Source organism: Brotaphodocola sp. (genome assembly GCF_050873065.1).
Taxonomy (GTDB): Bacteria; Bacillota; Clostridia; order Lachnospirales; family Lachnospiraceae; genus Brotaphodocola.
In genome coordinates this window covers 1-25,592 of record NZ_JBNMIC010000011.1, presented here as the reverse complement: position 1 = coordinate 25,592, position 25,592 = coordinate 1, and the positions used below count along the sequence as shown (strand labels likewise).

Sequence of the window (25,592 nt, the reverse complement as noted above, 5' to 3'; positions counted from 1 at the left end):
GTGTTTTTATGATGTACCCATACATGACATTAAATGATGATACTGAAATTACGCACTCTGAGATGCATCCGGATGGTCGAGTGAAAGTTTATATTGAAACGCCGGACGAAAAGGATGGTTTTCATGACGCAACTTGCTATCTTCCGGACTATACATGGGAAAGTATTCATGGATATTCCGAGCAAGAGATGGAGCATTTTAAGCGTCTGATTCAAGATAATGCGCATCTTATCATGGAGTTTGCACAAGAAGGAGGCGTATTGAATGCCTCAAATTTTTAGGATTGGATCTTATATTGTTTATTTCTGGTCAAATGAGGGAGATCCATTGGAGCCAGTTCATGTGCATATCGCAGAAGGAAGACCCTATCAAAATGCCACTAAAATCTGGATCACAAAAACTGGTCATGCTCTGCTTTGCAATAACAATTCAAAAATTCCGCCTAAAATTCTTCGTGGAATTTTGAGAATGATCGAAGCCAATAGTTCTGAAATTATCGATCGGTGGGTAGAGCAATTCAATGATCGAACATTTTATTGCTAATTTTTTTAGAAAGGAGGATTCCCATGTCGCAGTCTCTTGAAATCGGTGCCGCCTACATTCGTGTAAGCACAGATGATCAGACAGAGCTTTCTCCCAATGCACAGCTCCGCACGATCATGGATGCTGCAAAGCAGGATGGATTCATTATTCCGCAGGAATTCGTCTTCGAGGAAGAGCGCGGAATTTCCGGAAGAAAGGCAGAAAACCGACCGCAGTTCCAGCGGATGATTGCAACTGCAAAGTCCCAGTCTCCCGCTCCTTTCTCCCGCCTGTACGTCTGGAAGTTTTCCAGATTTGCACGCAACCAAGAAGAAAGCACATTCTACAAGGGAATCCTCCGTAAAAAATGTGGTGTAGAAGTTAAGAGCGTATCAGAGCCAATCGCAGAGGGGATGTTTGGGCGCCTGATCGAAACCATCATTGAGTGGTTTGACGAATATTATTCTTATAACCTTTCCGGCGAAGTAATCCGCGGAATGACAGAAAAAGCACTGCGAAACGGATACCAGTCCGTTCCGTCCCTCGGTTATCGCGCTGTCGGACAGGGTAAGCCCTTCGTGATCGATCCAGAGAAAATGCCGATAGTCGAATACATCTTCCGGGCCTACCACGATGGTATGGACATGACCAAAATTGCCCGCAACTGTAATGCGAGCGGCTGGAAGACCCGGCGCGGCCGCCCATTTGAACGCCGAACCATTCTCCGTATTCTGCAAAATAAATTCTACATCGGTACTGTGGAATGGAATGGATATAGTTTTCAGGGTACTCATGAAATCAGCCCGTTGATCCGCGAAGTATACGAAGATGTGCAAGCTCGAATGCAGCGTGAGTATAAGCCCTTACGGCGCAGGGAAGTATCTTCCTGCAAGCACTGGCTTTCCGGAACTCTCCGATGCGGCTATTGCGGCGCCAGCTTGGCCTACAACCGGAACTGTTCGCAGAAGGGTGGCAGCTTCTTCAAGTGCTGGAAGCAACTCAAGGGTTATCACTCCGAACCTTGCGGAATTTCGGAGTGTAAGATCGTGAAAGCTGTCTTGCAATCCATGGAAAATATCATCCGAACTGGACGGGTAGAATATGAATGTATTCCGAAGAACAACGAAAAAGCTCCGGAGGAAAAAGTTCTAAAAGATGCCCTTGCTCGTGTAGATATCAAAGAGCAGCGTATCAGAGATGCATATGAGGCCGGCGCAGACACGCTTGAAGAATACAAGAATAATAAGACACGCATTCAGAAAGAGCGTGAAGATCTCAGAGCCGAGCTGGATCGTCTGGCTGCAATTACTGCCCCAGAAAAGCCATCGACAGAAGAAATGGTGGCGCGGATCAAACACGTCTATGAGCTTGTTTCTGATCCGGATGTCGAAAATGACGTGAAGGGCATTGCAATCCGAAGTGTATTAAAAGAAGTGATCGTTGATAAAGCGCACGGCGAATTGCGTTTCGTATATTACGTTTAATTTGGGATTAATATTGTAGGTTTTTACAGTGTCGCCCACCATATTGACTGATAATAAAGCTTGCCATCTTGGGATTCGTCTGTGAGATTTTTACCGGATATTGCAATCGTTTCTCATATCTCCACATCAGTTTGCTCCTCCTTCCCACGGCCACGGGTTCTGAATCCAATTCCACGTTTCTCCTGTCACCTGAGTAACACTCAGCGGTCCGTAGGACTGTTCATACATCTGAATGGCATTTTGATAGAGGTTGAGAAGTCTCTGGTAATAGGTCATCGCCTGAGTATCTTCCGGATGGGTATCCAGATAGAGAAGAATGTCATCGATAGCAAATCCCGTCTCATAAACCTGTTGCGCAAGCTGATTTTTTGAGAGAGTTTGATTCATCTGGGAATTGCATCCACATGCCATCAGCGACACCTCCCCATCTCAAATGGATAATCCAGATCGGGGAAAATGGTTCCCCGCGAAATTGCCTGATTGAGGGGATATGTTCTTCCCCATTCCTGCCAGGGCACATACGTCATTCCCGGCATCATTCCACATTTTCCAAATGAATCCCTTTCTCTATAGGATCCTCTTTCTTCCGGGCAGGATTCCCTATTTCCCATCCACCATTCTCCAAAAATTCCGGAAGGCTGTACACTTGTCATTCTATTTCTGTCACATTGATAATTCCTCGTTTGACCGTCTGCCTCAAAATATCCGCAGCTTCCACCTGGATTCTGCAGTCTCATCGGTCGATTGGTACAGGCGCATTTTTGATGGTTATTGTCCATGCCCTGCGCTACCTCCATGTTTTTTCTTTTTTGTACCTTATCATATGGATCGCTTTTGCCTCTGGTTACGAAAAATAAAATTTCCTTGTATTTTAACGAAATTCCTTTCCTATAAAAAAATTCCATTCTTACAAAATAAAACAAGAACGGCTCCCGCAAACGTGCTTACACCTCAAGCAGGCTTGCAGAAACTGTTCTCATTTTTCTGTCTGATTTTATCTTTTTTTCATTTGACCACTTTTCTTTCTACTCCAGGTATCCCATCGGATCGACGGCATTTCCATCTTGTGTGAGTTCAAAAAAAACATTGCTTCCTTCAATGCTGTAATATTTCGTCGGCTCTGCCACATACCCAAGAATCTGTCCCTGTTCAAGGTACTCTCCCTGAACCGCTGCCACCTCATTCAGCTGCCCACAGACTGCCTCGTATCCGTTTCCGAAATCCAAGGTCACATACGTTCCGATCTCCTCATTTGTCCCTGTCTCCAGAACTCTCGCGTTTGCCGGCGTATAGACAGGCTCGCCGACCGAACCCTGAATCACAATCCCGGGGCTGCAGCGATACTGCTCCAGAGTTGGAAAATAAATGGTTGTATCCATACTGTAATCCAAAAGTACATTTCCGCGAACCGGCCATGTAATCCGGCTTGAATCATTAAAATTCAACATCAGCGATTTTGCCGCACTGCCTCCGGCTCCGACTTCTCTTGCAGCATTTTCATCCGTCTCTTTTTCATCCGTCTCCTCGGCCTGTGCCATCTGCTGAATTTTCCCGGACGGTTGGGCTTTTGATTCCCCCTGCCGTTCTGCTTCTTCCACAACGGTATCCGGATTTTTCTGATTGTCTGTCATTTTCTCTTCTGCATTTTCTGCATCTTTTGCATTTTTTACATCTTTTGCATCATTTGCATTCTTCTGCCTGTCATCCTCGGTATCCTGAGTCAGCGAGCGGGCATTTGATTCCCCTGCAAGAAAATCCTCCTGCCCCTGCAAATCCACATATGGTTTCTGCTCGTCTCCTCTTCCTCTCTTTACGGTAGCCATGCCTGCCGCAGTTACCATCGTCAGCAGACCCATCACCAGCATTACCAGAAATACTTTATCCCGGAACGGCTGGTTTCCCTTTCCTTTCTCTTTCACCGTTTATCACCTCGGTACTATTTTTACCAAAGGTCAAAAACTTATTCAGTTATCTCAATATTTTCGCAGCCCCGTATTCTCTCCATTGTGAACCACTCGGTACTTCTAGTTACTCGCGTGTCAGCTGAACTCCGGTATAATAATAATTTAAAATTTCTTCGCATCCCCATCCTTCTCTCGCCATATGTTCTGCTCCCGCCTGACTGAGTCCATACCCATGACCGCTCCCATTCACGGTTGCCCGGATCTTTTTCTGAACCGCCACACCCCCAGTTTCAGAAGATTCCATCTCTCCATCATCCGCTGCCTTCCCGATCGAAAAACAGGCGGATGGCAAATTCAGTGCCGCGCGGACCGTCTCCCCCTCATACGTTCTGTTTCCAATCTGGATCCACTCGACATATCCGCTCTGATCACGCTTTACAATCTGAATTTTTTCCGCAAGTACTTCCGGCACCAGAACCTTGTTTTCTCCCCCCTCTTCCTTTTCCATCTGTTCGATCTGACAGATCTTTGCCGAAAATTCCTCCGGACTCCACGAATATGTTGTCTGCCACTCCGGACTCTCCTTGTCCCACCTGCTCTCAACCGGGCGCAGATAGGGATACTCATCGCCCCCATCCCTTGTCCTTCCGGCGCTGGAACAATGAAACATCGGAAGAATATACTGGTTTTCATAAGTGATCACAAGTCCTTCCGTCTCCCTGACAGCCTGCCTGCATCTTGCCATGCCCTCCGCAATCCGCTCCCTCTGCGCCTGCGTAACAGCCTCATATCCCACTTCTTTCTGATCGCCGACCCGACTCTCCATTTTCTCCATCCGGCTCTCCATCTCCATATGGCGAACCGCCAGCTGACTCTCCTCGATCTCGGACTTTTCTCCTATCAATCGACATAGGTAGGTTCTCGCAATCACTGCCTGACACTTTAACGCCTCCGCTTCAACAAACGGATCAATCTCACAGATCACCACGCCCGGAAGATAGGCCTCTAATGAGAGATAGGTTCGAACGCCATTCCGCTCAAGCAGAATCCGGCGCTCTTTCGCCATTTTCCCCCTTTCTTCCACATTTCCCTGATTTTCTTCCGTTTCTATTTCTATATCTTCTTCTATATCTTCTATTTTTATATCTAAATCCGTCTGCACATTCTGATCTGTGTCTATATTTACAAAAGCTGTCTCTTCCGTCAACTCGTTTTCCTGTTCCCCTATCTTCATAAAGATCAGACTCATCAGCCATGGAAGAAAAAACAGAAACACCGCCAATACAATCCGAATTTTCATGCGAAGTGCCCGCCCCGGCGCTCTCCAGAATGTCCTCATAAAAAAAGATTCCTCCACATCCCAATCCTCTCGGATCAGTCTATGAAGGAACCTTCTTTTTATTCATATTTTCAAGCCGACGCTCGCGAAGACTTGAATTTTTCAGACATCTCTTAGATCTCTACTTTTACCTTCTCGAGATGCCAGATATCTCTTACATACTCCTCGATGGTACGGTCAGAGCTGAACTTTCCACTGCTTGCAGTATTGAGCATAGCAGCTCTTGCCCACCACTTCTGATCCTTATAAGCCTCATTGATACGACGCTGTGCATCTGCATACATCTTGAAGTCTTTCAGGATGAAGTAAGTATCTGCGCGGTCACTGCTCTGTGTATTAAGCAGAGAGTTGTAGATATCACGGAACAGCTCCGGATCCTGCGGAGAATAGTAACCGTTGATCAGCTGCATCAGCACGCGGCGGATATCCTGATCATTGTTGAAGATCTCCATCGGATTGTAGCTGTGATCATGCTCCATACGGATAATCTCATCGGAGGAAGTTCCGAAGATAAATGCATTCTCTTTTCCTACCTCTTCGACGATCTCAACGTTTGCACCATCCATTGTTCCGAGAGTCAGCGCACCGTTCAGCATGAACTTCATGTTACCGGTACCGGATGCCTCCTTGCTGGCGGTAGAAATCTGCTCGCTGACATCTGCTGCTGCGAAGATGATCTCTGCGTTGGATACGCGGTAATCCTCGATAAATACAACCTTGATCTTGCCATTGATTGTCGGATCGTTGTTGATGACATCTGCTACAGAGTTGATCAGCTTGATCGTCAGTTTTGCACGCTTGTAACCTGCTGCTGCCTTTGCACCAAAGATAAAGGTGCGCGGAACCATATCCATCTCCGGGTTATCCTTGAGCTGGTTGTACAGATACATTACATGAAGAATGTTCATCAGCTGACGCTTGTACTCATGCAGACGCTTTACCTGTACATCAAAGATGGAACGCGGATCTACATCGATTCCGTTGTGCTCCTTGATGTATTTTGCCAGACGGATCTTGTTCTGATACTTGATGTTCATGAACTCGTGCTGGCACTTCTCATCGTCCACATACAGCTTTAACTTGCTGATTGCAGAAAGATCTGTGATCCACTCGTCGCCGATCTTGGAAGTTACCCAGTCTGCTAACAGCGGGTTCGCGTGAAGAAGGAATCTTCTCTGGGTGATACCGTTCGTCTTGTTGTTAAACTTCTCCGGCATCATCTCATAGAAATCCTTCAGCTCCTGCTTCTTTAAGATCTCCGTGTGCAGCTGTGCAACACCGTTTACAGAGAAGCTTCCTGCGATTGCCATATGAGCCATCTTAACCTGTCCGTCGTAGATGATTGCCATCTTTGCAATCTTCTGCTGGTTGCCCGGATACATCTGCTGAATCTGCATGATGAAGCGGCGGTTGATCTCCTCAACGATCTGGTAAATACGCGGAAGCAGACGGGAGAACAGCTCGATCGGCCATTTCTCAAGTGCCTCTGCCATGATCGTGTGGTTGGTGTAAGCGCAGGTCTTGGTCGTAACATCCCATGCCTCATCCCAGGTCAGACCGTAGTCATCAAGAAGGATTCTCATCAGCTCTGCAACGGCAACTGTCGGATGGGTATCGTTTAACTGGAATACGTTCTTCTCATAGAACTTGCGCACATCGTCATGGTTCTCCATGTATTTGAGCACTGCACGCTGTACACTTGCAGAGATGAAGAAGTACTGCTGTCTCAGACGCAGCTCCTTTCCTGCATAGTGGTTATCATTCGGGTAAAGAACCTCACAGATGTTCTTTGCCAGGTTCTCCTGCTCAACTGCCTTCTGATAATCTCCGCGGTCAAATGCATCCAGGCTGAAGGTATCGATCGGCTGTGCATCCCAGATTCTTAAGGTGTTGACTACGTTGTTGCCATAGCCGACAACCGGAAGATCATACGGAACTGCCATAACAGACTGATAACCCTCCTGAACGAACTTCTCACGGCCGTTCTCCCATACGGTGCGAACGTAACCACCGAATTTTACTTCGGTAGCGTACTCAGAGCGGCGAACCTCAAACGGGTTGCCGTTCTTGAGCCACTCATCCGGAACTTCTACCTGATAACCATCTACAATCTTCTGCTTGAACATGCCATACCGATAACGGATTCCACATCCATATGCCGGATAGCCCAGCGTAGCCAGGGAATCAAGGAAGCAGGCAGCAAGACGGCCCAGACCTCCGTTTCCAAGAGCCGCATCCGGCTCCTGGTCCTCAATCAGGTTGAGATCAAATCCCATCTCGTCAAGAGCCTCTTTGATCTCATCTCTTGCCATGATATTGATGATGTTGTTTCCCAGAGCACGTCCCATCAGGAACTCCATGGACAGATAATACAGAGTCTTGGAATCCTGCTTCTCGTACTCCTTATGAGTTGCGATCCACTCGTCGATGATGACATCCTTCACTGCATAGCAGACAGCCTGATAAACCTGCTCAGGTGTTGCTTCCTCAAGAGTCTTACGGAACTGGCTCTTTACGTTGTAGATCACACTTTTCTTGAACACTTCCTTGTCAAATCCAGTTTTCATGTTGGCTTTTTCCTCCTCACCTGCTGTGCTCTCAGTCACAGACAGTATTCGTTTTTTCCACTCCCAGATTTACGGTCTCTCCGTTGATGTTCCATTCTTTGGTGTAAGTTCCGCCAATCTTGTCTGTCAGAACTTCGTCTGCAAACACATCATGGCAGATTGTGTCGGTATATTTATTTAAAAGTCCGGCGATCTTTTCATTGCCATTCTCATAAATACGAATATGATCGGTTACCTCGAAGCCGGCTTCCTTACGCATCGTCTGAACCTTGCTGACGATCTCGCGGACGAAACCTTCCTCGATCAGTTCCGGTGTCAGGTTGGTATCAAGTGCAACTGTCACTCCACCGTCTGCCTCGGATACATATCCCTCAGTCTGTGCCATATCGATCAGCAGATCCTCTTCTGTCAGAACGACCTGTTCTCCGTCAAAGTCGAACTTCAGGGATCCATCTGCCTTTAACTCATCCATTGCGGCATTTCCGTCCACCTCAGACAGGGCTGCGCGGATCTTTCCGAGCAGTTTTCCGTACTTCGGTCCAACGGTCTTTAACTGCGGTTTGAAGCTGTAAGTCGTGAAGCTGCGGACATCATCCACAAACTCTGCGGACTTCACATTCAGCTCATCCTCGATGATCTCGACATAGTACTCTGCAAGTACATGATCTGCCTTGACATACATCTTGCCGATCGGCTGACGGTTCTTGATGTTTGCCGTATTTCTCGCTGCACGTCCGAGAACAACGATCTTCATAACCTCATCCATGTCTGCCTCAAGCTGTGCGTCGATCTGCTCCTCATTGACAGCCGGGAAGTCGCACAGATGAATGCTCTCCGGAGCGGTCTTGTCGACACTGCGGACAAGATTCTGGTAAATATCCTCCGTCATGAACGGGATCATCGGAGCAGCTGCCTTGGAAACCGTCACAAGTGCTGTGTAAAGAGTCATGTAAGCATTGATCTTATCCTGCTCCATTCCCTTTGCCCAGAAACGGTCACGGCTGCGGCGAACGTACCAGTTACTCATATCATCGACGAACTCCTGAAGTGCTCTTGCAGCCTCCGGAATCCGGTAGTTGCCAAGGTTGTCATCGACAGCCTTCACCATGGAATTCATCTTAGACAGAAGCCACTTGTCCATAACCGGCAGTTTCTCGTAGTCCAGCTTGTAATCCATCGGATTGAAATTGTCAATGTTCGCATACAGAACGTAGAATGCGTAGGTGTTCCACAGCGTTCCCATGAACTTGCGCTGTCCTTCCTGAACAGCTTTTCCGTGGAAACGGTTCGGCAGCCACGGTGCACTGTTGATGTAGAAGTACCAGCGGATCGCATCTGCGCCGTAAGTTGCCAGAGCATCGAACGGATCTACCGCATTGCCCTTTGACTTACTCATCTTCTGTCCATTCTCATCCTGAACATGACCCAGAACGATAACGTTCTTGTACGGAGCCTTGTTGAAGATCAGAGTGGAAATTGCAAGCAGGGAGTAGAACCATCCACGGGTCTGATCCACTGCCTCGGAAATGAAGTCTGCCGGGAACTGCTTCTCAAACAGGTCTTTATTCTCAAACGGATAGTGATGCTGTGCAAACGGCATGGAACCGGAATCGAACCAGCAGTCGATTACCTCCGGAACACGGTGCATCTGCTTGCCACACTTCGGGCAGGTGATCGTCACATCATCGATGAATGGGCGGTGAAGCTCAACTTCGCCATTCTTCTCCTTGTCCATCTCCTTCGCGTACTTCTTCACAACGTCTGCGTAGTTCGGGCTCATGGACTTCAACTCTTCCTGACTTCCGATCGAATGCTGGCATCCGCACTCACACTCCCAGATGTTCAGAGGAGTTCCCCAGTAACGGTTACGGCTTACGCCCCAATCCTGGACGTTCTCCAGCCAGTCGCCGAAACGTCCCTTACCGATGCTCTCCGGGATCCAGTTGATCGTGTTGTTGTTGCGGATCAGATCGTCCTTCACTGCAGTCATCTTGATGAACCAGGACTCGCGTGCATAGTAGATCAGAGGAGTGTCACATCTCCAGCAGTGCGGATAGCTGTGCTCAAATACCGGTGCAGCAAACAGCAGTCCTCTCTCGTCGAGATCCTTGAGTACCATCGGGTCTGCCTTCTTTACAAATACGCCCGGCCACAGGGTATCCTCAGTCATCTCACCCTTTGCATTTACAAGCTGTACAAACGGAAGCTCATACTTTCTTCCGACACGGGAGTCATCCTCACCGAATGCCGGTGCGATGTGTACCACGCCGGTACCATCGGTCAGAGTAACGTAAGTATCGCAGACAACGTAATGTGCCTTCTTGTGCTGTTTTGCAGCCAGATCAGAAGCTGCCTGGTATAACGGCTCGTACTCCTTGCCCTCAAGATCCGTTCCCTTGTAAGACTCAAGCACCTCGTAAGCCGGCTTTCCTTCTTTCTCATCGCCGAGCTTTCCAAGAACCGTGTCAAGCAGAGCCTCTGCCATATAGTAAGTGTAGCCGTCAGCTGCCTTTACCTTCACATAAGTCTCTTCCGGGTTCACGCAGAGTGCAACGTTAGACGGAAGGGTCCACGGAGTTGTCGTCCATGCCAGAATGTAAGCATCCTCGCCCTTCACCTTAAAGCGAACGATTGCGGAGCGCTCCTTGACATCCTTATATCCCTGTGCAACCTCGTGGCTGGACAGCGGGGTTCCGCAGCGCGGGCAGTAAGGAACGATCTTGAATCCCTTGTAGAGGAGTCCCTTCTCCCAGATCTGCTTGAGTGCCCACCACTCAGACTCAATGAAGTTGTTGTCGTAAGTGACATACGGATGCTCCATATCAGCCCAGAAACCAACGGTGCCGGAGAAATTCTCCCACATTCCCTTGTACTTCCATACGCTCTCTTTGCAGTGCTCGATAAACGGCTCAAGACCATACTGCTCGATCTGTTCCTTGCCGTCAAGTCCAAGCATTTTCTCAACTTCCAGCTCTACCGGAAGTCCATGGGTATCCCATCCTGCCTTTCTCGGAACCATGTATCCCTTCATCGTGCGGTAACGCGGAATCATATCCTTGATAACACGAGTCAGAACATGGCCGATGTGCGGCTTTCCGTTTGCGGTAGGCGGTCCATCATAAAAGGTATAGGACGGGCCTTCTTTTCTTGAGTCCATACTCTTCTGGAAGATTTTCTCATCATCCCAGAACTTCTCTACTTTCTTCTCACGGTCCACAAAATTCATATCTGTGGAAACTTTCTCGTAAATCACTTTTGCCTCCTTCTGTTCGGATGGTTTCACAAATTAAAAAACCCTCTTCCGCGAAAGGAAGAGGGTATAAATCACCTTCTGAAACCACCTGTCACTACATACAGTCATATGAGTTCCTGCTAACGGGGGGAATACCGGCACAGCTTACTATCGCTCTATCATCATCTGTTCAGCCTGCAACTCAGGAGTGATCTTCGGCGCCTGCGGTACTGATACCAGGCTCCCACCTTCTCCTGGTTCGCTGAAATGGTCCCGACAGTCCTACTGTCTCCGTCAAAGTCTTTCTCTATGCATCTCATTCTTTATTATATGGATTCGTGGAAAAAATGTCAAGGTCTGAGGCCTTTTGTTTGTTATCGTTATTTTTTTGTCAATGAGATTGTATTTTCCCAAAAACAATGATATACTAAAACCCAATGTTTTACTGGATTTTACAAGGGTTTTACATTTGCTATTCTCATTTAATACCATAATACCAGACAAGGAGATTTCTTATGAGTGAACGCAACCTGACCCTGCTGACAGATCTTTATGAGCTGACAATGATGCAGGGCTATTTTAAAGAAAAAGATGCCAACGAGACTGTTATCTTCGACGCATTCTACCGCAATAACCCGGTAAACAGCGGTTATTCGATCTGTGCCGGACTTGAACAGGTAATTGACTATATAAAGAACCTTCATTTTGATGAGAGCGACATCGACTATCTGCGCTCTGTCGGACTGTTTGAGGAGGATTTTCTGGAATATCTGCGCGGTTTCCATTTTTCCGGTGACATCTACGCAGTTCCGGAGGGCACAGTCATTTTCCCTCGTGAGCCTCTCGTCAAGGTTATCGCACCGATCATGGAGGCACAGCTCGTTGAGACTGCGCTCTTAAATATTGTCAACCATCAGTCTCTGATCGCAACAAAGGCTGCCCGCGTTGTCTATGCCGCCCAGGGAGACGGCGTGATGGAGTTTGGTCTGCGCCGTGCCCAGGGACCGGATGCCGGCATCTATGGCGCCCGCGCAGCTATGATCGCAGGCTGTATCGGAACTTCCAATGTCCTCTGTGGAAAAATGTTTGATGTTCCGGTCAAGGGCACACATGCTCACAGCTGGATCATGAGCTTCCCGGATGAGCTGACGGCTTTCCGCACTTATGCAAAGCTCTATCCGGATGCATGCATTCTGCTCGTCGACACTTACGACACCTTAAATTCCGGAGTTCCGAATGCAATCAAGGTATTCAAGGAGATGCGCGAAGCCGGCATTCCGCTGACATTCTATGGAATCCGCCTCGACAGCGGAGACCTCGCTTATCTCTCCAAGAAGGCAAAGAAGATGCTCGATGAGGCTGGTTTCCCGGATGCTGTGATCTCTGCTTCCAACGACCTCGATGAGACGCTGATCTCCTCCCTGAAAATGCAGGGTGCCGCAATCAACTCCTGGGGTGTCGGCACAAACCTGATCACATCCAAGGACTGCCCATCTTTCGGCGGTGTCTATAAGTTAGCTGCTGTCCTTGACAAGAATTCCGGTGAGTTTATCCCGAAGATCAAGCTCTCCGAGAATGCCGAGAAGATCACGAACCCGGGCAATAAGACGATCCAAAGAATCTATGACAAGAAGACCGGAAAAATTATTGCTGATCTGATCTGTTTTGTGGATGAGACCTTCGATACGAATGAACCGCTTCTGCTCTTTGATCCGATCTCCACATGGAAGAAGACCCTGCTCCAGCCGGGAACTTACACGATGCGTGAACTGATGATTCCGGTATTCAAAGACGGTGTCTGCGTATACGATTCCCCGAAGGTTATGGATATCCAGAAATACTGCAAGCAGGAAATGAATACGCTGTGGGAAGAGTCCCTGCGTCTCGAGTACCCGCACCGCGTTCATGTCGATCTCTCTGACAAGCTGTGGAAAGTGAAGAATGAACTGCTCGACAGCTATCATCACAATATGGATGGAAGCAAGCAGAAGTAAATCTCTCTAAGCCTAGCGACTATCAATATAAGAGCAATAGATACAGTTATTTTGAGATATGGCTCCGATGGCGAGTAAAGTCCTGCAAACACGCTTGCGCTCCGGCTTCCAACGCAACGGTGCATAAGGTCGCAAAATACGCGACCTAAGCACCGGCGTTTCCAACGGGTTTGCAGTGACTTTCTCGCCCCGTCGCCATGATACAAAATCTCCACCAAAATTGCAAAGTGCCACGTCTGATGTCGTAGAAATGGTAATCGCATTAGGTATAAATTCTAAGCCCAAATTATTACATAATCTGCTTTTCCAAATCAAAAATAGGCATCACCGATATTCATTACAAATTTAGTCTCATAAAACGAATTCAGTAACACCTGTTTTTATATCCCATTATTCAATTTTTCCTATACTCTGGTTTAGTTTTCTATTGTCTTGTATTCCATTCCAAGAGAATTTTTTCTCTCCTCACGAATCTGACGCATATGTTCACGAACTTTTTCGCGATTTCCATAAATATCTGCCTGATCGGAACATACATCCATATTATAGCGTCCACGATGAATGATTTCTCTGTTCTCCATATTCTCTTCCTCTTAATTTTACATGTTAAATAGCATATCTACTTTTTCACTGCTAATCGGTAAAAACTTATTTTTTTAGCAACGATAAACACTTTGTATTTTACTGTTTTTACTATATGTCTGCGATAACGGCGACGAGACGAGAAAGTCACTGCAAACCCGTTTTACACGTCGGTGCTTAGACCGTGTTTTTTACGGTCTTACGCACCGCTACGTGGAAATCCGGAGCGAGAGCGTGTTTGCAGGACTTTACTTCGTCATCGGAGCCGTACACATTTCTTTCTACGTTTTCCCATCATTCAACATAACAGAATTCTGTGTTTCAGATAAAAGCCACGTAAAACAGCCCTTTAGATCAGCGCAATCGCCTCTCTCACATTGCTGACCCCATAAAGCGTAATCTCCGAATACTTTTTGAGCTTGTCGAGATTTACTTTCGGGAGGATGCAACTCTCAAACCCGAGCTTGATCGCTTCATTGACTCTCTGCTCTGCCATTGAAACTGCGCGCACCTCCCCGGAAAGTCCCACTTCACCGAAAATAATCGTCTTCGGATTGACCGCCCGGTCTTTCATGCTTGACACAAGTGCAAGCACGATCGCGAGATCAAGTGCCGGCTCATTCATCTTGACTCCGCCCGCAATATTGATATACGCATCATAGCGCGACATTTCATAACGGCACCGTTTTTCGAGCACCGCCATCAACAGGTTCACGCGGTTGTAATCCGTGCCCGCTGCCGTCCGCCTCGGCATTCCGAAATTCGTCTGTGTCACAAGCGCCTGCACCTCAAGAAGAATCGGACGCGTTCCCTCGATCGAGCAGGCAACAACCGCCCCCGACGCCTCCTCAGGACGTCCACTGAGCAGATATTCTGACGGATTCGGGACTTCCACAAGTCCATGTTCTGCCATCTCAAACACACCGATCTCATTTGTGGAACCAAAACGGTTTTTGACTCCCCTGAGAATTCGATAGGACGCATTCCGCTCGCCCTCAAAGTAGAGCACTGTATCGACCATGTGCTCGAGCATACGCGGTCCTGCGACCACGCCCTCTTTTGTCACATGTCCCACAATGAAAATCGCAATCCCCAGTCCCTTTGCAATCTGCATCAGCACATTCGTCGATTCCCGCACCTGGCTCATGCTTCCCGGGGCAGAATTCCCACTCTCACAGAACATTGTCTGGATCGAATCAATGATCACGATCTCCGGCTTGTTCTCGCGGATACACTCCCCGATCGTGTCAAGATTCGTCTCGCACAGAAAATAAAGTTCTCCACTGATCTCTCCGATTCGCGATGCCCTCATCTTGATCTGCTTGAGCGATTCCTCTCCCGAAATGTAGAGCACGCGATGGCCATCCCTCGCAAGATTCCGGCAGACCTGCAAAAGCAGAGTCGATTTTCCGATTCCCGGATCACCTCCGACAAGCACAAGCGAACCTGCAACAATTCCACTTCCAAGCACGCGGTCAAGCTCTTTATAGCCCGTTGAAATCCGGTCCTGATCGTTGAGCGAGACTTCCTCAAGCTTTACCGGCCGCGTCATTCTTAAATTCCCGGAAACTCCGGAAATACCGGAAAGAGCCGCCCGTCCGGACGACTCTTTCTTTACAAGCGGTGCCTCAACCATCGTGTTCCACTCCTTACAAGCCGGACACTGGCCGAGCCACTTGCTTGATTCATACCCGCATTCCTTGCAGAAGAATGCAGTACTTTTTGATTTTGCCATAACTGGTTTTCTTTCCCTGTCACCCAGCGAACCTCTAAAAAGTTGTCCGCAAGGCTCATTGATTTCCTTTTTTGCTAAGCAGACGAAACCGGCTACACCAACGAAGACCGATTTCCGACAAACCGTTAATTAAGACCTTACTGTCTTACAATCTTTACCTGGCTCACTGCGCCATCATTCAGAGAAACGCTGAATGCCAGCTTTCCACTCATATTGGTCTTGATATGACCGATAGAAGTGCCCTCTACAAATACCTCATACTCGGTATCTGCCTCCATCTGAACGGTAATCTGAGAATCACGATATCCGCCCACAGTAAAGGTAACCTCATCGCTGCCCTCTGCAAAATGCTGAACAGCCGTTCCCGGAACAGACTCATAAACGAAAGAACCGTTGCGCTCCAGTTTTGTAATCTCATAGAAGGTCTTAATCTTATATAAATCTCCTGCATGCTCAAAATCCTGCAGTTTGGACTTTGTATTTAAGCTGTAATCTCCAAAGCTGATGGTTCCGTCTGCTTCAGAACGGATTAATGATTCAATTCCTGGCATCTGTTTGCCCTCCTGGTATTTTGTTGAATATCTTTTGCACACAGAATCTAAAATGACCCTGTCTGTCCGAACAGCCGTCTCCTCTCGAAAGTTTTTCGAACGCATCCCGTTCACTTTCTGTGAAAACCGCTATAAATATTATACACTACCCTCGTAAAATTGACCAGTATGTCTTTTCTTATTTTTTACATACAACTTCCTTTTCTGTCTTCTCGCCAGCCGTACTGAAACTCAGGCGTTCTCCCTCGCGTCCGACAAAGACCTGATCTCCGGCCTTCACCTTTCCGTCAAGGACTGCCTCCGCAAGTCCATCCTCAAGATAATTCTGGATTGCACGGCGCAGCGGACGGGCTCCGTACTTTTCATCATAGCCTTTCTCCACAAGGAAGGCTTTCGCCTCCGCGCTGATCTCAAGCGTCAGATTCATCTGGCGTTTCGTGCGCTTTGCAATGCTTCCGAGCATGATCTCGACGATCTTTCCCATATCATCGCGGGTCAGCGGATGGAAGACGAGAATCTCATCGATTCGGTTTAAGAACTCCGGTTTGAACAGGCGCTTCACCTCGTCCATCACACGCCCCTTCATGAACTTGTACCGCTCTGACGCATCGTCATTTGCCGCAAATCCCAGATGCTTCGGAGAGATGATATTCTCTGCACCCGCATTGGAAGTCATGATGAGGATCGTGTTTTTAAAATCAATCTTTCTGCCCTGTGCATCCGTGATATGGCCGTCGTCAAGCACCTGAAGCAGGATATTGAAGACATCCGGATGTGCTTTCTCAATCTCATCAAAAAGAATTACGGAATATGGATTCCGGCGGACTTTCTCGCTGAGCTGACCGCCCTCCTCATATCCGACATATCCTGGCGGCGAACCGATCATCTTGGAGACGCTGTGTTTCTCCATGTACTCCGACATATCAACACGGATCAGCGCATTCTCTGTGCCAAACATTGCCTCCGCAAGTGCCTTGCAAAGTTCCGTCTTTCCGACACCGGTCGGTCCGAGGAAGAGGAAAGAACCGATCGGACGCTTCGGATCCTTGAGTCCGACACGTCCCCGGCGGATCGCACGGGAGACTGCACTCACTGCCTCCTCCTGACCAACAACGCGCTCGTGGAGAATGCCCTCGAGTTTTTTGAGACGCTCAGACTCTTCCTCCTCGAGCTTTCTGACAGGAATCTTTGTCCAGCCGGAAACGACATCGGCAATCTCACCCTCCGAGACGACAAGTTTTCTCGATGCCTTCTCCTTCTGCCACTTTGCGCGGATCTTCTCAATCTTCTCGCGCTTCTTTTCCTGACGCTTCTTGATGTCTCCGGCCTTCTCATAAGCCTCGGACTTGATTGCATTTTCCTTCTGCTGTTCGAGTGTCTCGATCTCTTTCTCGATCTCCTTGATCTCCGCCGGCTCCACATACGTCGTCAGACGCACCTTCGAGGACGCCTCATCAATCAGATCAATCGCCTTGTCCGGAAGAAAACGGTCATTGATATAGCGCGCTGACAGGCGTACCGCTGCCACAAGTGCCTCATCCGTGATCGTCACATGGTGATGCTCCTCATATTTCGGGCGCAGGCCTTTCAGGATCTGAATCGACTGCTCCTCTCCCGGCTCCTCAACCATCACCGGCTGAAAACGACGCTCAAGTGCCGCATCCTTCTCAATATATTTCCGATATTCCTCAACGGTCGTCGCACCGATGAGCTGGATCTCCCCGCGCGCAAGCGACGGTTTCAAAATATTGGACGCATCGATTGCACCCTCTGCTCCGCCGGCTCCAATGATCGTGTGAATCTCATCGATGAAAAGCAGAACCTCTCCATCCTCCCGGACTTCGGAAATCACTTTTTTGATACGCTCCTCAAATTCACCGCGGTATTTCGATCCTGCAACCATTCCCGAAAGATCAAGCGTCATCACACGCTTTCCGGCAATGACCTCCGGAACCTCTCCCGAGGCAATCATCTGCGCTAAGCCCTCGACAACTGCCGTTTTTCCGACGCCCGGCTCTCCGATCAGACACGGGTTGTTCTTCGTTCTCCGGCTCAAAATCTGGACCACTCTTTGAATCTCATGTTCTCTTCCGATGACCGGATCGAGTCTTCCCTCTCTCGCAAGTTCCGTCAGATCCCTGCTGTAACTGTTGAGCGTCGGCGTCGAATCCTTGCTCTTTCCAGATTTTGCAGAGAACTCCTCCTTATCGGCAGGGGCATCCGATCCCATCGCCGCCCTGAGTTCCATGTAAAGTTTCTGGAGGTTGACGCCCATCGTGTTCAAAAGTTTGGATGCCACGCAGTCCCCATCCCTGATCAGCGCAATCAGGATGTGCTCTGTTCCGATTAACGGTGCCTTGAAACGAACCGCCTCACGGTAGCTATTTTCAAGGACACGGGACGCACTCGGCGTATAAGTTCCTCTCTCAAGCATTCCCACATTCTGGGTCGGGGAAATCAGCTGACTCACCAGCTCTGTCACCTTATCTGCCTGTACTCCGCAGGCTTCGAGCACACGGGCAGCAACGCCCGTGCCCTCCTCAAGAAGGCCGATCAGAAGATGCTCGGTTCCCACATAGTTGTGGCCAAGCTCCTCCGCCGCACCGATGGCGAGTCCAATCGCGTTTCTCGCCTGTTCTGTCAGTTTATCTGTCATATAAAAAATTTCCTCCTGATTCTAGCAAAAAATCAATTCCAGTCAATGCCTGCAAGGCCTGAACACCAGAAAGGAAGAGGATCCCTTCTTAAGTTTCTCAGACAAGCTCTGGAAGCTGAGAACGCAGGTATGCCGCTCTCGCGACCTCCATCTCTTCTTTCTCAAGCGGTCTTCTCACAAGCTGTTGAATGGTTGCCGGCTGAATGCCGAGCATCAAGCGATAAACCGGACACGGTTCCTGCATTTTCAGCGTTCCATCCCTCATCCCCGTCATCAGTTCAGATAACAGATTTCTCGCATCCTTTATCGAGAGACGTCTCGCATATTTCAGAACTCCGTAGGCACGGTAGGCCTCATCCTCCCACTCTAACCGGTGTTTCTCAATCGCCATGTGACGCACCTGAATCTCCTGGCTCTCAAGCTGAAGTGCAACCCGGCGCACCATGTTCAGAATATCCCGTTCAGAGAGTCCCAGCGTCTTCTGGTTGTAAACCTCATAGAGCGCTCCATCATTCTCCTCGCCCTCACCGTAGACACCCTTTACGGCGACGCCGAATCTTCCCATCTCCGCGACAAGCCCGCTAAAGCGTTTTCCGCGGCAGAGTGTCGGAAGGTGAAGAATCACCGATGCGCGCATTCCGGTCCCGACATTCGTCGGGTATGCCGTCAGATATCCGTATTTCTCATCAAATGCATAGTCAAACCGCTCACCGATATAATCGTCAATCGCGTCCGCATGCTTCCAGAGTTCCTCAAGATGAAATCCTCCGGAAAGCACCTGAATGCGAATGTGATCCGTGCCGTTGAGCAGAATCCCCGTATCTTCCTCCTCCGAGAGAAGAATTCCGGTCGGCGTTCTCTTTGCCGCAATCGCAGAGTTGAAAAGTCTGTGCTCACGCATCGCCTTCCGGTCGATCTCGCCGATCTCCCCGAGATTCTCATAGTGGTACGTCTTTCCGTCCAGACTTCCAAGATCCCGAAGACCACTCTCTAAGCGCCGGATCATCTCCGAGCCCTCTTTCTGGGAGAGTTTTGACGGAAACACATACTGATTCCAGTTGCGGGCCAGACGCACGCGGCTGCTTACAATCCCCGGATGCGCCTCGTCCATCTCTTCATACCATTTTAACATTTCCCGATTTCCTCTTTCAGTTTTCTGATCTGGTCACGGCACCAGGCCGCGCTCTCATAGTCTTCTTCCTTCAATGCCTCTTTCAGACGTCGCTCTAACTGGCTGATCTTTGCCTGAATTCTCACATTCTGCGCGTCCTGTCTCATGTTCGCTTCTTCCTCTGCCGTCCGAAGATCCTTCTGCTTCTGTGCATCCGGAACTCTCCCCGGAGAGATTCCCTGCATCTGGCTTCCCGCATAAACATCCCGCTCACCGGCATCCTCCCGGATCCGGCTTCCGTCCGGCATCGGCATGCCCTCATCCGTCTCCGGCTTCGATTTCGGTTCCTGTCTTTGCATCCCCGGAATCTCTCCAAACGGAAAGGCTCCGCGGGCGTTTGCCTGAATCTTCTTCGGGCGCTTGCCCTTATGCGCATCATTTCCCTGAAGCTGACGGATCTTTTCCCCGATCAGCAGATCAAACACACCGTAACAGTCCGGACATCCGAACTGACTGTTCTTCACAAACTCCCCATAACTCGTCTTGCAGGTCGGACAGACCACATGGGCTGCCATCTCCTCTTCCTGCGACTGACCGACTCCCAAAAGTCCCGACAGCAACTTTCCAAGCGGAAACTCGCTGTCAAAAATTGCGGAATAAGGTCCAAAATCCAGTTCCTTGGCACACTGTGCGCAGAAATGATGTTCCGTCTTCACTCCGCCCACAATCTCTGTATACTGAATATTGGCTTCCCGCACTTTACAGCGTTCACACAACATAGATGATCTATCCTCCATATTTTCCGAAGCGTTTTTCGTGATTCCGGTTACCGCTCATGTTTCACCGTTTCCTCTTTGTCGTCTCTTCTCTGCAGCTCATCGCCCGCAGTTCACAGCTCACAGCTTATAACTCATTTTTCTTCGTACAGGTGTCATAAATCTCATCCACAAGTGCATGTACCTCATCCCTGCTCACATTTTTACAGATTCCGCGAGCCAAAATCAGGGAGAGTTCTCTTCTGAGATTTGTGACTGCCTCAATCTTATCCACATCGAGAGAAATCACGGCACCGCGCCGACGATCGAGCTTGATAAACCCTTCCTGTTTCAACACCGTATATGCCTTATTTACTGTATGCATGTTAATTCCGATGTTGTCTGCCAGCTGCCGCACAGAGGGAAGAGAATCCCCCTCCCGGATCGCATCCGTCGCAATTCCCATAATAATCTGATTTCTCAGCTGAATATAGATCGCTTCCTCGCTCTCAAAATCAATCTTCAGCATCATATCTCATCCACCGTCTTTCGTTTTTCCGATCATATAACCTCCTTAAGTCACGTCGATTCTGTTTTGCTCCTGTTATATAATCTATGTAACAATCATATCTCATTTTTTCGTGCTTGTCAAGAAAGTGTATGACAATGTGCATACCTGGTTACGAATCGAAAATGCCATCCGGAAAGCGTTCTGCTTCTGCCGGATGGCATTTTCTCTGCATCAAATTATGGATGTTATGGTTGAATTAATTACTTCTTGTCTTCGTCAAGATCGAACACTTCGAAATCATCTTCGTCTTCATCTCTGCGAGCGTTCTCTGCTGACTCAGACTTTCTGGAAGATTCTCTCGTCGCTGCTGCCGCCTCGCGCGCAAGCTGTGCCTTCAAAGAACGCTCCACGTCCTCAACCGGCTGGCTCTTCACGCTCAGATCCTCCTCTGGAAGATAATCGTTGTTGTCATCCGGGTCCTGATCGTCCTGATCAATCGGATCCGGGAGAGTCTCCTCATAATCTCTGCGATCGTCAATCACGTAGTTGATCGTCTTATTCTCTCTTCTCTCCGGTGCCCGGTCTGCACGCTTTTGTGCCTGTCCGCCCTGACTGCGGCCGCCGTTTGAACTGCCCGGATTCTGTTTCTTCTTTCCGCTCTTCTTGGAGGAACGGTATCTGGAAATCGTTGCATATGCACTGAAGAGCATGATCAGAAGAACCACACAGGCTGCTCCCGTTCCAACTGCAAAGTATCTCGCAAAGTTGAAGTTGCGCTTCATCTCATTTAACTTCTCCACAATACCCTGATAACGCGGATCTTTCTCGATTGCCGAGCTGTCATTACCCTCAAAGTAACGCTGAATCGTCTTCTCTGTCAGATCGTAGCGGTAGAAGCCCTGCTCATTCGTGTCACTGTTCAGTGCATAGAATACACAGTACTCCGGACTTCCGTCTGTCTGCGGAATCCATCCCTTAACCTTTGTATCTCCGATTGTGATGTTGCTCTCCTTGAGTCCTGCCGGAGCCGTCATACCTTCCGGAAGATCCGTGATGCCGATCTTGATTGCATTTCTGGAAGACTCAAGCTCTGCGAGAATATCAAGCTGATCTGCCGGAACTGTCGTGGTGTTCGGCTCACTCTGACCGCCCTCCTCACGGGTTACGGTGATCGTATAGCTGCGAACGGTCGTTCCATCCTCTGCCGTTACCTTACATACGACGGTATTCTCACCATCTTTCAGCTCGTCTCCACCCTCTACGCTCACAGATGCATTGTCATTTGCCGGCTGTGCGCTGACAGTGAGCTTGTCAATGTCAAGTCCAACGGAAGCGGTGTAATTCTCTACATCCGGGCTGAATGCCGGGTCTAAGGTTCCAGGAGAAATCTGGAGAGATTTCAGAGAAGCATCATCCGACTGTGCTGCTGTGGACTTTGCTGCCTCGATCGTAACCTTTGAAGTTCCGATCTTATCCATCGTCAGCATCTGTCCATCACTGTCATATGCCTCGGAATTGTCGGTCACAACCTTGATCGTCGCAACACCCTCTTTGAGCGCCTTAAACTTTAACGGGGTTGTAACCTCTGTCGAGCCGTCCATCGTGCTGCTGACGACGAGCGTTCCGTCTCCGCCGCTTGCCTGTGCGGAGGAACCCTGAACATATTCCATCATGGAACTGTCATAGGTCAGGTATACTCTCGTATCTCCGAGAACATCTCCACTTGTGGAGGTGAATTTCATGGTAACCGTAAATTCGCTGCCCACTTCTGTGGACGGATCGGTAAATGCAATCTTTGCATTCGCCGCAAAACTCTGAAACGGAATTGCGACAGCCAACATCATCACTGCCAGAATCCGAAGCACTGTGTGCTTTACTTTCCTGCTCATATAGGATCTCCTGTCTTTCTTTTATCGGGCGAAGCGTCGAAACGCTCCGCCTAAAAGCATACCACTTTTATTGTCCCGGTGCAACACCGATTACCGGTGTTACCTGCGTAGAACTTCCAGAATTGCTTCCACCCGGCGTGATGCTCACAACCGGACTGCTGCTTGTTCCATTTCCCGTACTGCTTCCACCCGGAGTCTGGCTCGGCGTCTGGCTTGTGTTCTGTCCGCCGTTTGTATTTCCTCCGTATGTCGGTCCGTTCGACTGTCTCACGACATGGATCGTGTACGTTCTCTGTGTGCCGTTCTGTGCCGTCACAATCACCTTGATGTCGGTCGATGTGCCGGACAGGGTAACATTTCCGGCTCCTGCCGCAGATGCATTCGAGTCAATCGTTGCCGCATTCACCTTGATACTCGTCACAGACTGGTCAACAATCAGATCATACGACATTGTGTCGCGGTTGAATGTCGGTGTCAGCGAGAATCCATCCACACCGAGACTTCTCAGCTTGTTGTTCGGGCTTCCGGTTCCGGTCGGTTTTGCACACGGAGATGCCGGCATATTGTTGTAAACCGGAATCTTGAATGTCAGCGCCATATTTTTGAGCGTGTTTCCATATCCTTTTCCGAAAAGCGCGCCCTCGGAGGCAGCTGCCTCCACGTTCGTCATGTACTGATGCTTGTAAATGTTGCTTCCCTGAACGTTGAACTTCTTCAGGTAAAGCGTATCCTGTCCTGCTTTTACATAGTTCGTCGCATAGTACTCTGCTCCGCCGGCAATTGCCTTTTCCGGTGTATTCCACGGTCTTCCGTAAGCGCCGGACTGGGAGGCATACCAGAGTCCGCGTCTAACGGCATCCATTCCGTCTGAAGCATACGCTCCGATATTGAAGTAATTGTAATACCCCGCATATCCGGAATACGTTCCGGAAATGGACTTTCCGCGTCCGTCACTTCCCTGCTCCTGAAGAATTGTGGAGGCAATGATGTACGGATTCAGTCCCGTAGACGCCGCCACATTCATGATCAGATCCGCATACGTTGTGCTGGCTGTGGTGCTTCCTGTTGTCGTTCCGGTGGAAGTTCCCGTTCCGGAAGTTGAACTTCCCGGTCCTGCGCTTCCCGGCGCAGTGAACGTCGCTGCCCCTGCCGAAGTGCCCGGTCCTGCTGTCAGTACATCCGGTGCTGCCACACGGTCTGTCTCATGACGGCTGATCGAGGCAGACGGTCCCTGAAAACGGACATTTCCGTTCGCCCCGCTCGTCGGTGCCTGACTGTTTGAGCCGCCCGTGGAAGTCGTTCCGGAAGTGCCGGATCCTGCCGGTCCCCCGCTTGTGCCGGTGCCGGAAGCCGGTGTCGAAGAAGAACCGGCCGGCGCCGAGCTTGTACTTTCTGAGGAACTCGACGGGTTCTGTCTGCGCTTATCCGGTGCCGTGATCACGGCGCTCTGTCCGCCAGGAGCAGAAGAACTGCCGCCAGATACTCCCGGACCGTAGGAAGTACCGCCGGAATTTCCGGAATCTGAACTTCCGCCAGAGGCATTTCCGGAGCTTGTATCAACCCCGGTCGAGCCGGAAGCACTTCCGCTTGAGACAATCGCCCCCTGCATGAACGTTCCGTTCAGCATGCTCTGAAGTCCCTCTCTCGTCTGGGCAGAGGCGTCATACTCCTGCGCCAGAAACTGGAAAATATAAGTTCCATCGAGGAAATTTCTCGGGTCCATATAATATCGAATGACATCATCCGAAGCTGCAACCCAGCTGCTTCCATCAAATCCGTTCCACGTGCTTGTATCCCAGTTGTAAGCACCGTCCGCCGTCGATTTAAAAGAAGAAATGCTGTCCGTATGTACCAGATTTCGTCCGAGAAGACTCTCGTTCTCAATCACGGTATTCCAGTCAAGTCCCGTCTTCTGTGCCTCAAAATTCCAGTTCGGATACTGCGCGTGAAGCTGTCTGAGCGCCGCCTTGTAAGACTCCGGAAATTCACTCAGCTGTGACTCAAAGCTCCGATTTGTCCGGTAAGACGTCGACGTCGATCCCGGTGTTGAGGTTGATGACGACGTTGAAGCTGACGTTGAGAGTCTTAAGTAGGATCCGAGCACATATCCGGTCACTGTCGATCCGCCACTTCCCGCAAACCGGATCTGGTACCACAATTTTCCGTCCGATCCTGTCTTCTCTCCCGTCACCGTAACCGACGCACCTCTCGCGAGCTTTCCAATAGAACTGTAAGCAGTTCCCGCATCGCTGCGCACATTCAGCGTCGTCGCATTCACGGACGCTGCGCGCTCAGTGTACGCATAAACCGAATACCGGCCCTGCAGCGCCGTCACCGGCGCATATATGCCAAGGGTCAGACCGAGAATCACGGCTGCGCCCCTCTTCCATCTCCGTTTTTTCATTTTATCTCCTCATATGATCGTGCTCTGCCACTCGCCCTGCGCTCCCGACTTTCCCTATCACCAAACCAGAAAACTGCGCAGTTTCTAAGAGCTAAATGGCATAGCTTCTCCATTTTCTGCATTTGTTTATTATAATGACAAAAAATGGGATCGTCAACCGAATCCCCCCAAACTTCACAGAAATGCCAGAAATTGTAAGAAAACGTTAAAAGAATTGGTTCTATACTGAATGTTGGGGTGTGTTGAAAAACATACTTCCAACATTCTTTTTATTGTAATAAAATACATCTATAAGAAGCCTCCCAAAACATTTTACCGACCAAAGTTTAATGCATACGGAGGTGACCCCTTATAGA

Annotated in this window: 19 protein-coding genes and 1 pseudogene; 4 read left to right on the top strand and 16 right to left on the bottom strand. The window is 49.2% G+C overall.

Annotation, left to right across the window (positions count from 1 at the left end; genetic code table 11):
- The first annotated feature begins 8 nt into the window (after positions 1-8).
- The 3 genes from ACR0QE_RS04760 to ACR0QE_RS04750 are packed head-to-tail and all read left to right on the top strand — an operon-like array spanning position 9 to position 2,006.
- Positions 9-281: a hypothetical protein gene (locus tag ACR0QE_RS04760; RefSeq protein ID WP_177977715.1), complete on the top strand. Its 273-nt coding sequence runs from the start codon at positions 9-11 to the stop codon at positions 279-281.
- Positions 265-543, top strand: coding sequence for a DUF4160 domain-containing protein (locus ACR0QE_RS04755; RefSeq protein WP_432627219.1), 279 nt, complete (start codon positions 265-267; stop codon positions 541-543). The genes ACR0QE_RS04760 and ACR0QE_RS04755 overlap by 17 nt, the downstream gene beginning before the upstream one ends.
- Before the next feature lie 23 nt (positions 544-566).
- Complete coding sequence (locus ACR0QE_RS04750) at positions 567-2,006, top strand: recombinase family protein (RefSeq protein WP_432627218.1); 1,440 nt, start codon at positions 567-569, stop codon at positions 2,004-2,006.
- Positions 2,007-2,040: 34 nt separating this feature from the next.
- On the opposite strand, the pseudogene ACR0QE_RS04745 reads toward ACR0QE_RS04750, so the two are convergent.
- The 7 genes and pseudogenes from ACR0QE_RS04745 to ileS form a co-directional block, all read right to left on the bottom strand.
- A pseudogene (locus tag ACR0QE_RS04745) lies at positions 2,041-2,133 on the bottom strand (manganese catalase family protein); the annotation flags it as partial.
- Positions 2,133-2,417, bottom strand: coding sequence for a spore coat protein CotJB (locus ACR0QE_RS04740; protein ID WP_432627217.1), 285 nt, complete (start codon positions 2,415-2,417; stop codon positions 2,133-2,135). The gene ACR0QE_RS04740 and the pseudogene ACR0QE_RS04745, both read right to left, overlap by 1 nt.
- Positions 2,417-2,929, bottom strand: a complete 513-nt coding sequence (locus ACR0QE_RS04735; RefSeq protein ID WP_432627216.1) for a spore coat associated protein CotJA — start codon at positions 2,927-2,929, stop codon at positions 2,417-2,419. The genes ACR0QE_RS04740 and ACR0QE_RS04735 overlap by 1 nt, the downstream gene beginning before the upstream one ends.
- A 102-nt stretch (positions 2,930-3,031) precedes the next feature.
- Positions 3,032-3,871, bottom strand: a complete 840-nt coding sequence (locus ACR0QE_RS04730) for a peptidoglycan DD-metalloendopeptidase family protein (RefSeq protein ID WP_432627268.1) — start codon at positions 3,869-3,871, stop codon at positions 3,032-3,034.
- A gap of 163 nt (positions 3,872-4,034) precedes the next feature.
- A complete protein-coding gene (locus ACR0QE_RS04725) occupies positions 4,035-5,249 on the bottom strand; it encodes a SpoIID/LytB domain-containing protein (protein ID WP_432627215.1) in 1,215 nt (404 codons plus the stop codon).
- A 113-nt stretch (positions 5,250-5,362) separates the two neighbouring features.
- The gene (locus ACR0QE_RS04720) at positions 5,363-7,816 is read right to left on the bottom strand and encodes a glycogen/starch/alpha-glucan phosphorylase (protein WP_432627214.1); all 2,454 of its coding nucleotides are present in this window, start codon (positions 7,814-7,816) and stop codon (positions 5,363-5,365) included.
- Between the two features lie 31 nt (positions 7,817-7,847).
- Entirely contained in the window at positions 7,848-11,066 is a 3,219-nt protein-coding gene (ileS, locus tag ACR0QE_RS04715) for an isoleucine--tRNA ligase (protein WP_432627267.1), read from the bottom strand.
- Positions 11,067-11,563: 497 nt separating this feature from the next.
- Between ileS and ACR0QE_RS04710 the strand changes: the two genes are divergently transcribed.
- The gene (locus ACR0QE_RS04710; protein WP_432627213.1) at positions 11,564-13,042 is read left to right on the top strand and encodes a nicotinate phosphoribosyltransferase; all 1,479 of its coding nucleotides are present in this window, start codon (positions 11,564-11,566) and stop codon (positions 13,040-13,042) included.
- A 416-nt stretch (positions 13,043-13,458) separates the two neighbouring features.
- Here the strand turns inward: ACR0QE_RS04710 and ACR0QE_RS04705 are convergent, their stop codons facing one another.
- The 9 genes from ACR0QE_RS04705 to ACR0QE_RS04665 form a co-directional block, all read right to left on the bottom strand.
- Positions 13,459-13,623, bottom strand: coding sequence for a hypothetical protein (locus ACR0QE_RS04705; protein ID WP_432627212.1), 165 nt, complete (start codon positions 13,621-13,623; stop codon positions 13,459-13,461).
- A 350-nt stretch (positions 13,624-13,973) separates the two neighbouring features.
- On the bottom strand, positions 13,974-15,359 hold the full coding sequence (gene radA, locus ACR0QE_RS04700) for a DNA repair protein RadA (protein WP_432627211.1): 1,386 nt from the start codon (positions 15,357-15,359) through the stop codon (positions 13,974-13,976).
- 137 nt (positions 15,360-15,496) lie between these two features.
- Complete coding sequence (locus tag ACR0QE_RS04695) at positions 15,497-15,910, bottom strand: endosialidase (RefSeq protein WP_432627210.1); 414 nt, start codon at positions 15,908-15,910, stop codon at positions 15,497-15,499.
- Between the two features lie 178 nt (positions 15,911-16,088).
- On the bottom strand, positions 16,089-18,566 hold the full coding sequence (locus ACR0QE_RS04690) for an ATP-dependent Clp protease ATP-binding subunit (protein ID WP_432627209.1): 2,478 nt from the start codon (positions 18,564-18,566) through the stop codon (positions 16,089-16,091).
- Positions 18,567-18,663: 97 nt separating this feature from the next.
- Positions 18,664-19,698 (bottom strand): ATP--guanido phosphotransferase, encoded by a 1,035-nt coding sequence (locus ACR0QE_RS04685; RefSeq protein ID WP_432627208.1) that lies wholly within the window; start codon positions 19,696-19,698, stop codon positions 18,664-18,666.
- Positions 19,692-20,456, bottom strand: a complete 765-nt coding sequence (locus ACR0QE_RS04680; RefSeq protein ID WP_432627207.1) for a UvrB/UvrC motif-containing protein — start codon at positions 20,454-20,456, stop codon at positions 19,692-19,694. The genes ACR0QE_RS04685 and ACR0QE_RS04680 overlap by 7 nt, the downstream gene beginning before the upstream one ends.
- Before the next feature lie 124 nt (positions 20,457-20,580).
- Complete coding sequence (locus ACR0QE_RS04675; protein WP_432627206.1) at positions 20,581-20,964, bottom strand: GntR family transcriptional regulator; 384 nt, start codon at positions 20,962-20,964, stop codon at positions 20,581-20,583.
- Between the two features lie 239 nt (positions 20,965-21,203).
- Entirely contained in the window at positions 21,204-22,832 is a 1,629-nt protein-coding gene (locus ACR0QE_RS04670; RefSeq protein WP_432627205.1) for a cadherin-like beta sandwich domain-containing protein, read from the bottom strand.
- Between the two features lie 67 nt (positions 22,833-22,899).
- Positions 22,900-25,236, bottom strand: coding sequence for an SH3 domain-containing protein (locus ACR0QE_RS04665; protein ID WP_432627204.1), 2,337 nt, complete (start codon positions 25,234-25,236; stop codon positions 22,900-22,902).
- Between the last annotated feature and the right edge of the window lie 356 nt (positions 25,237-25,592).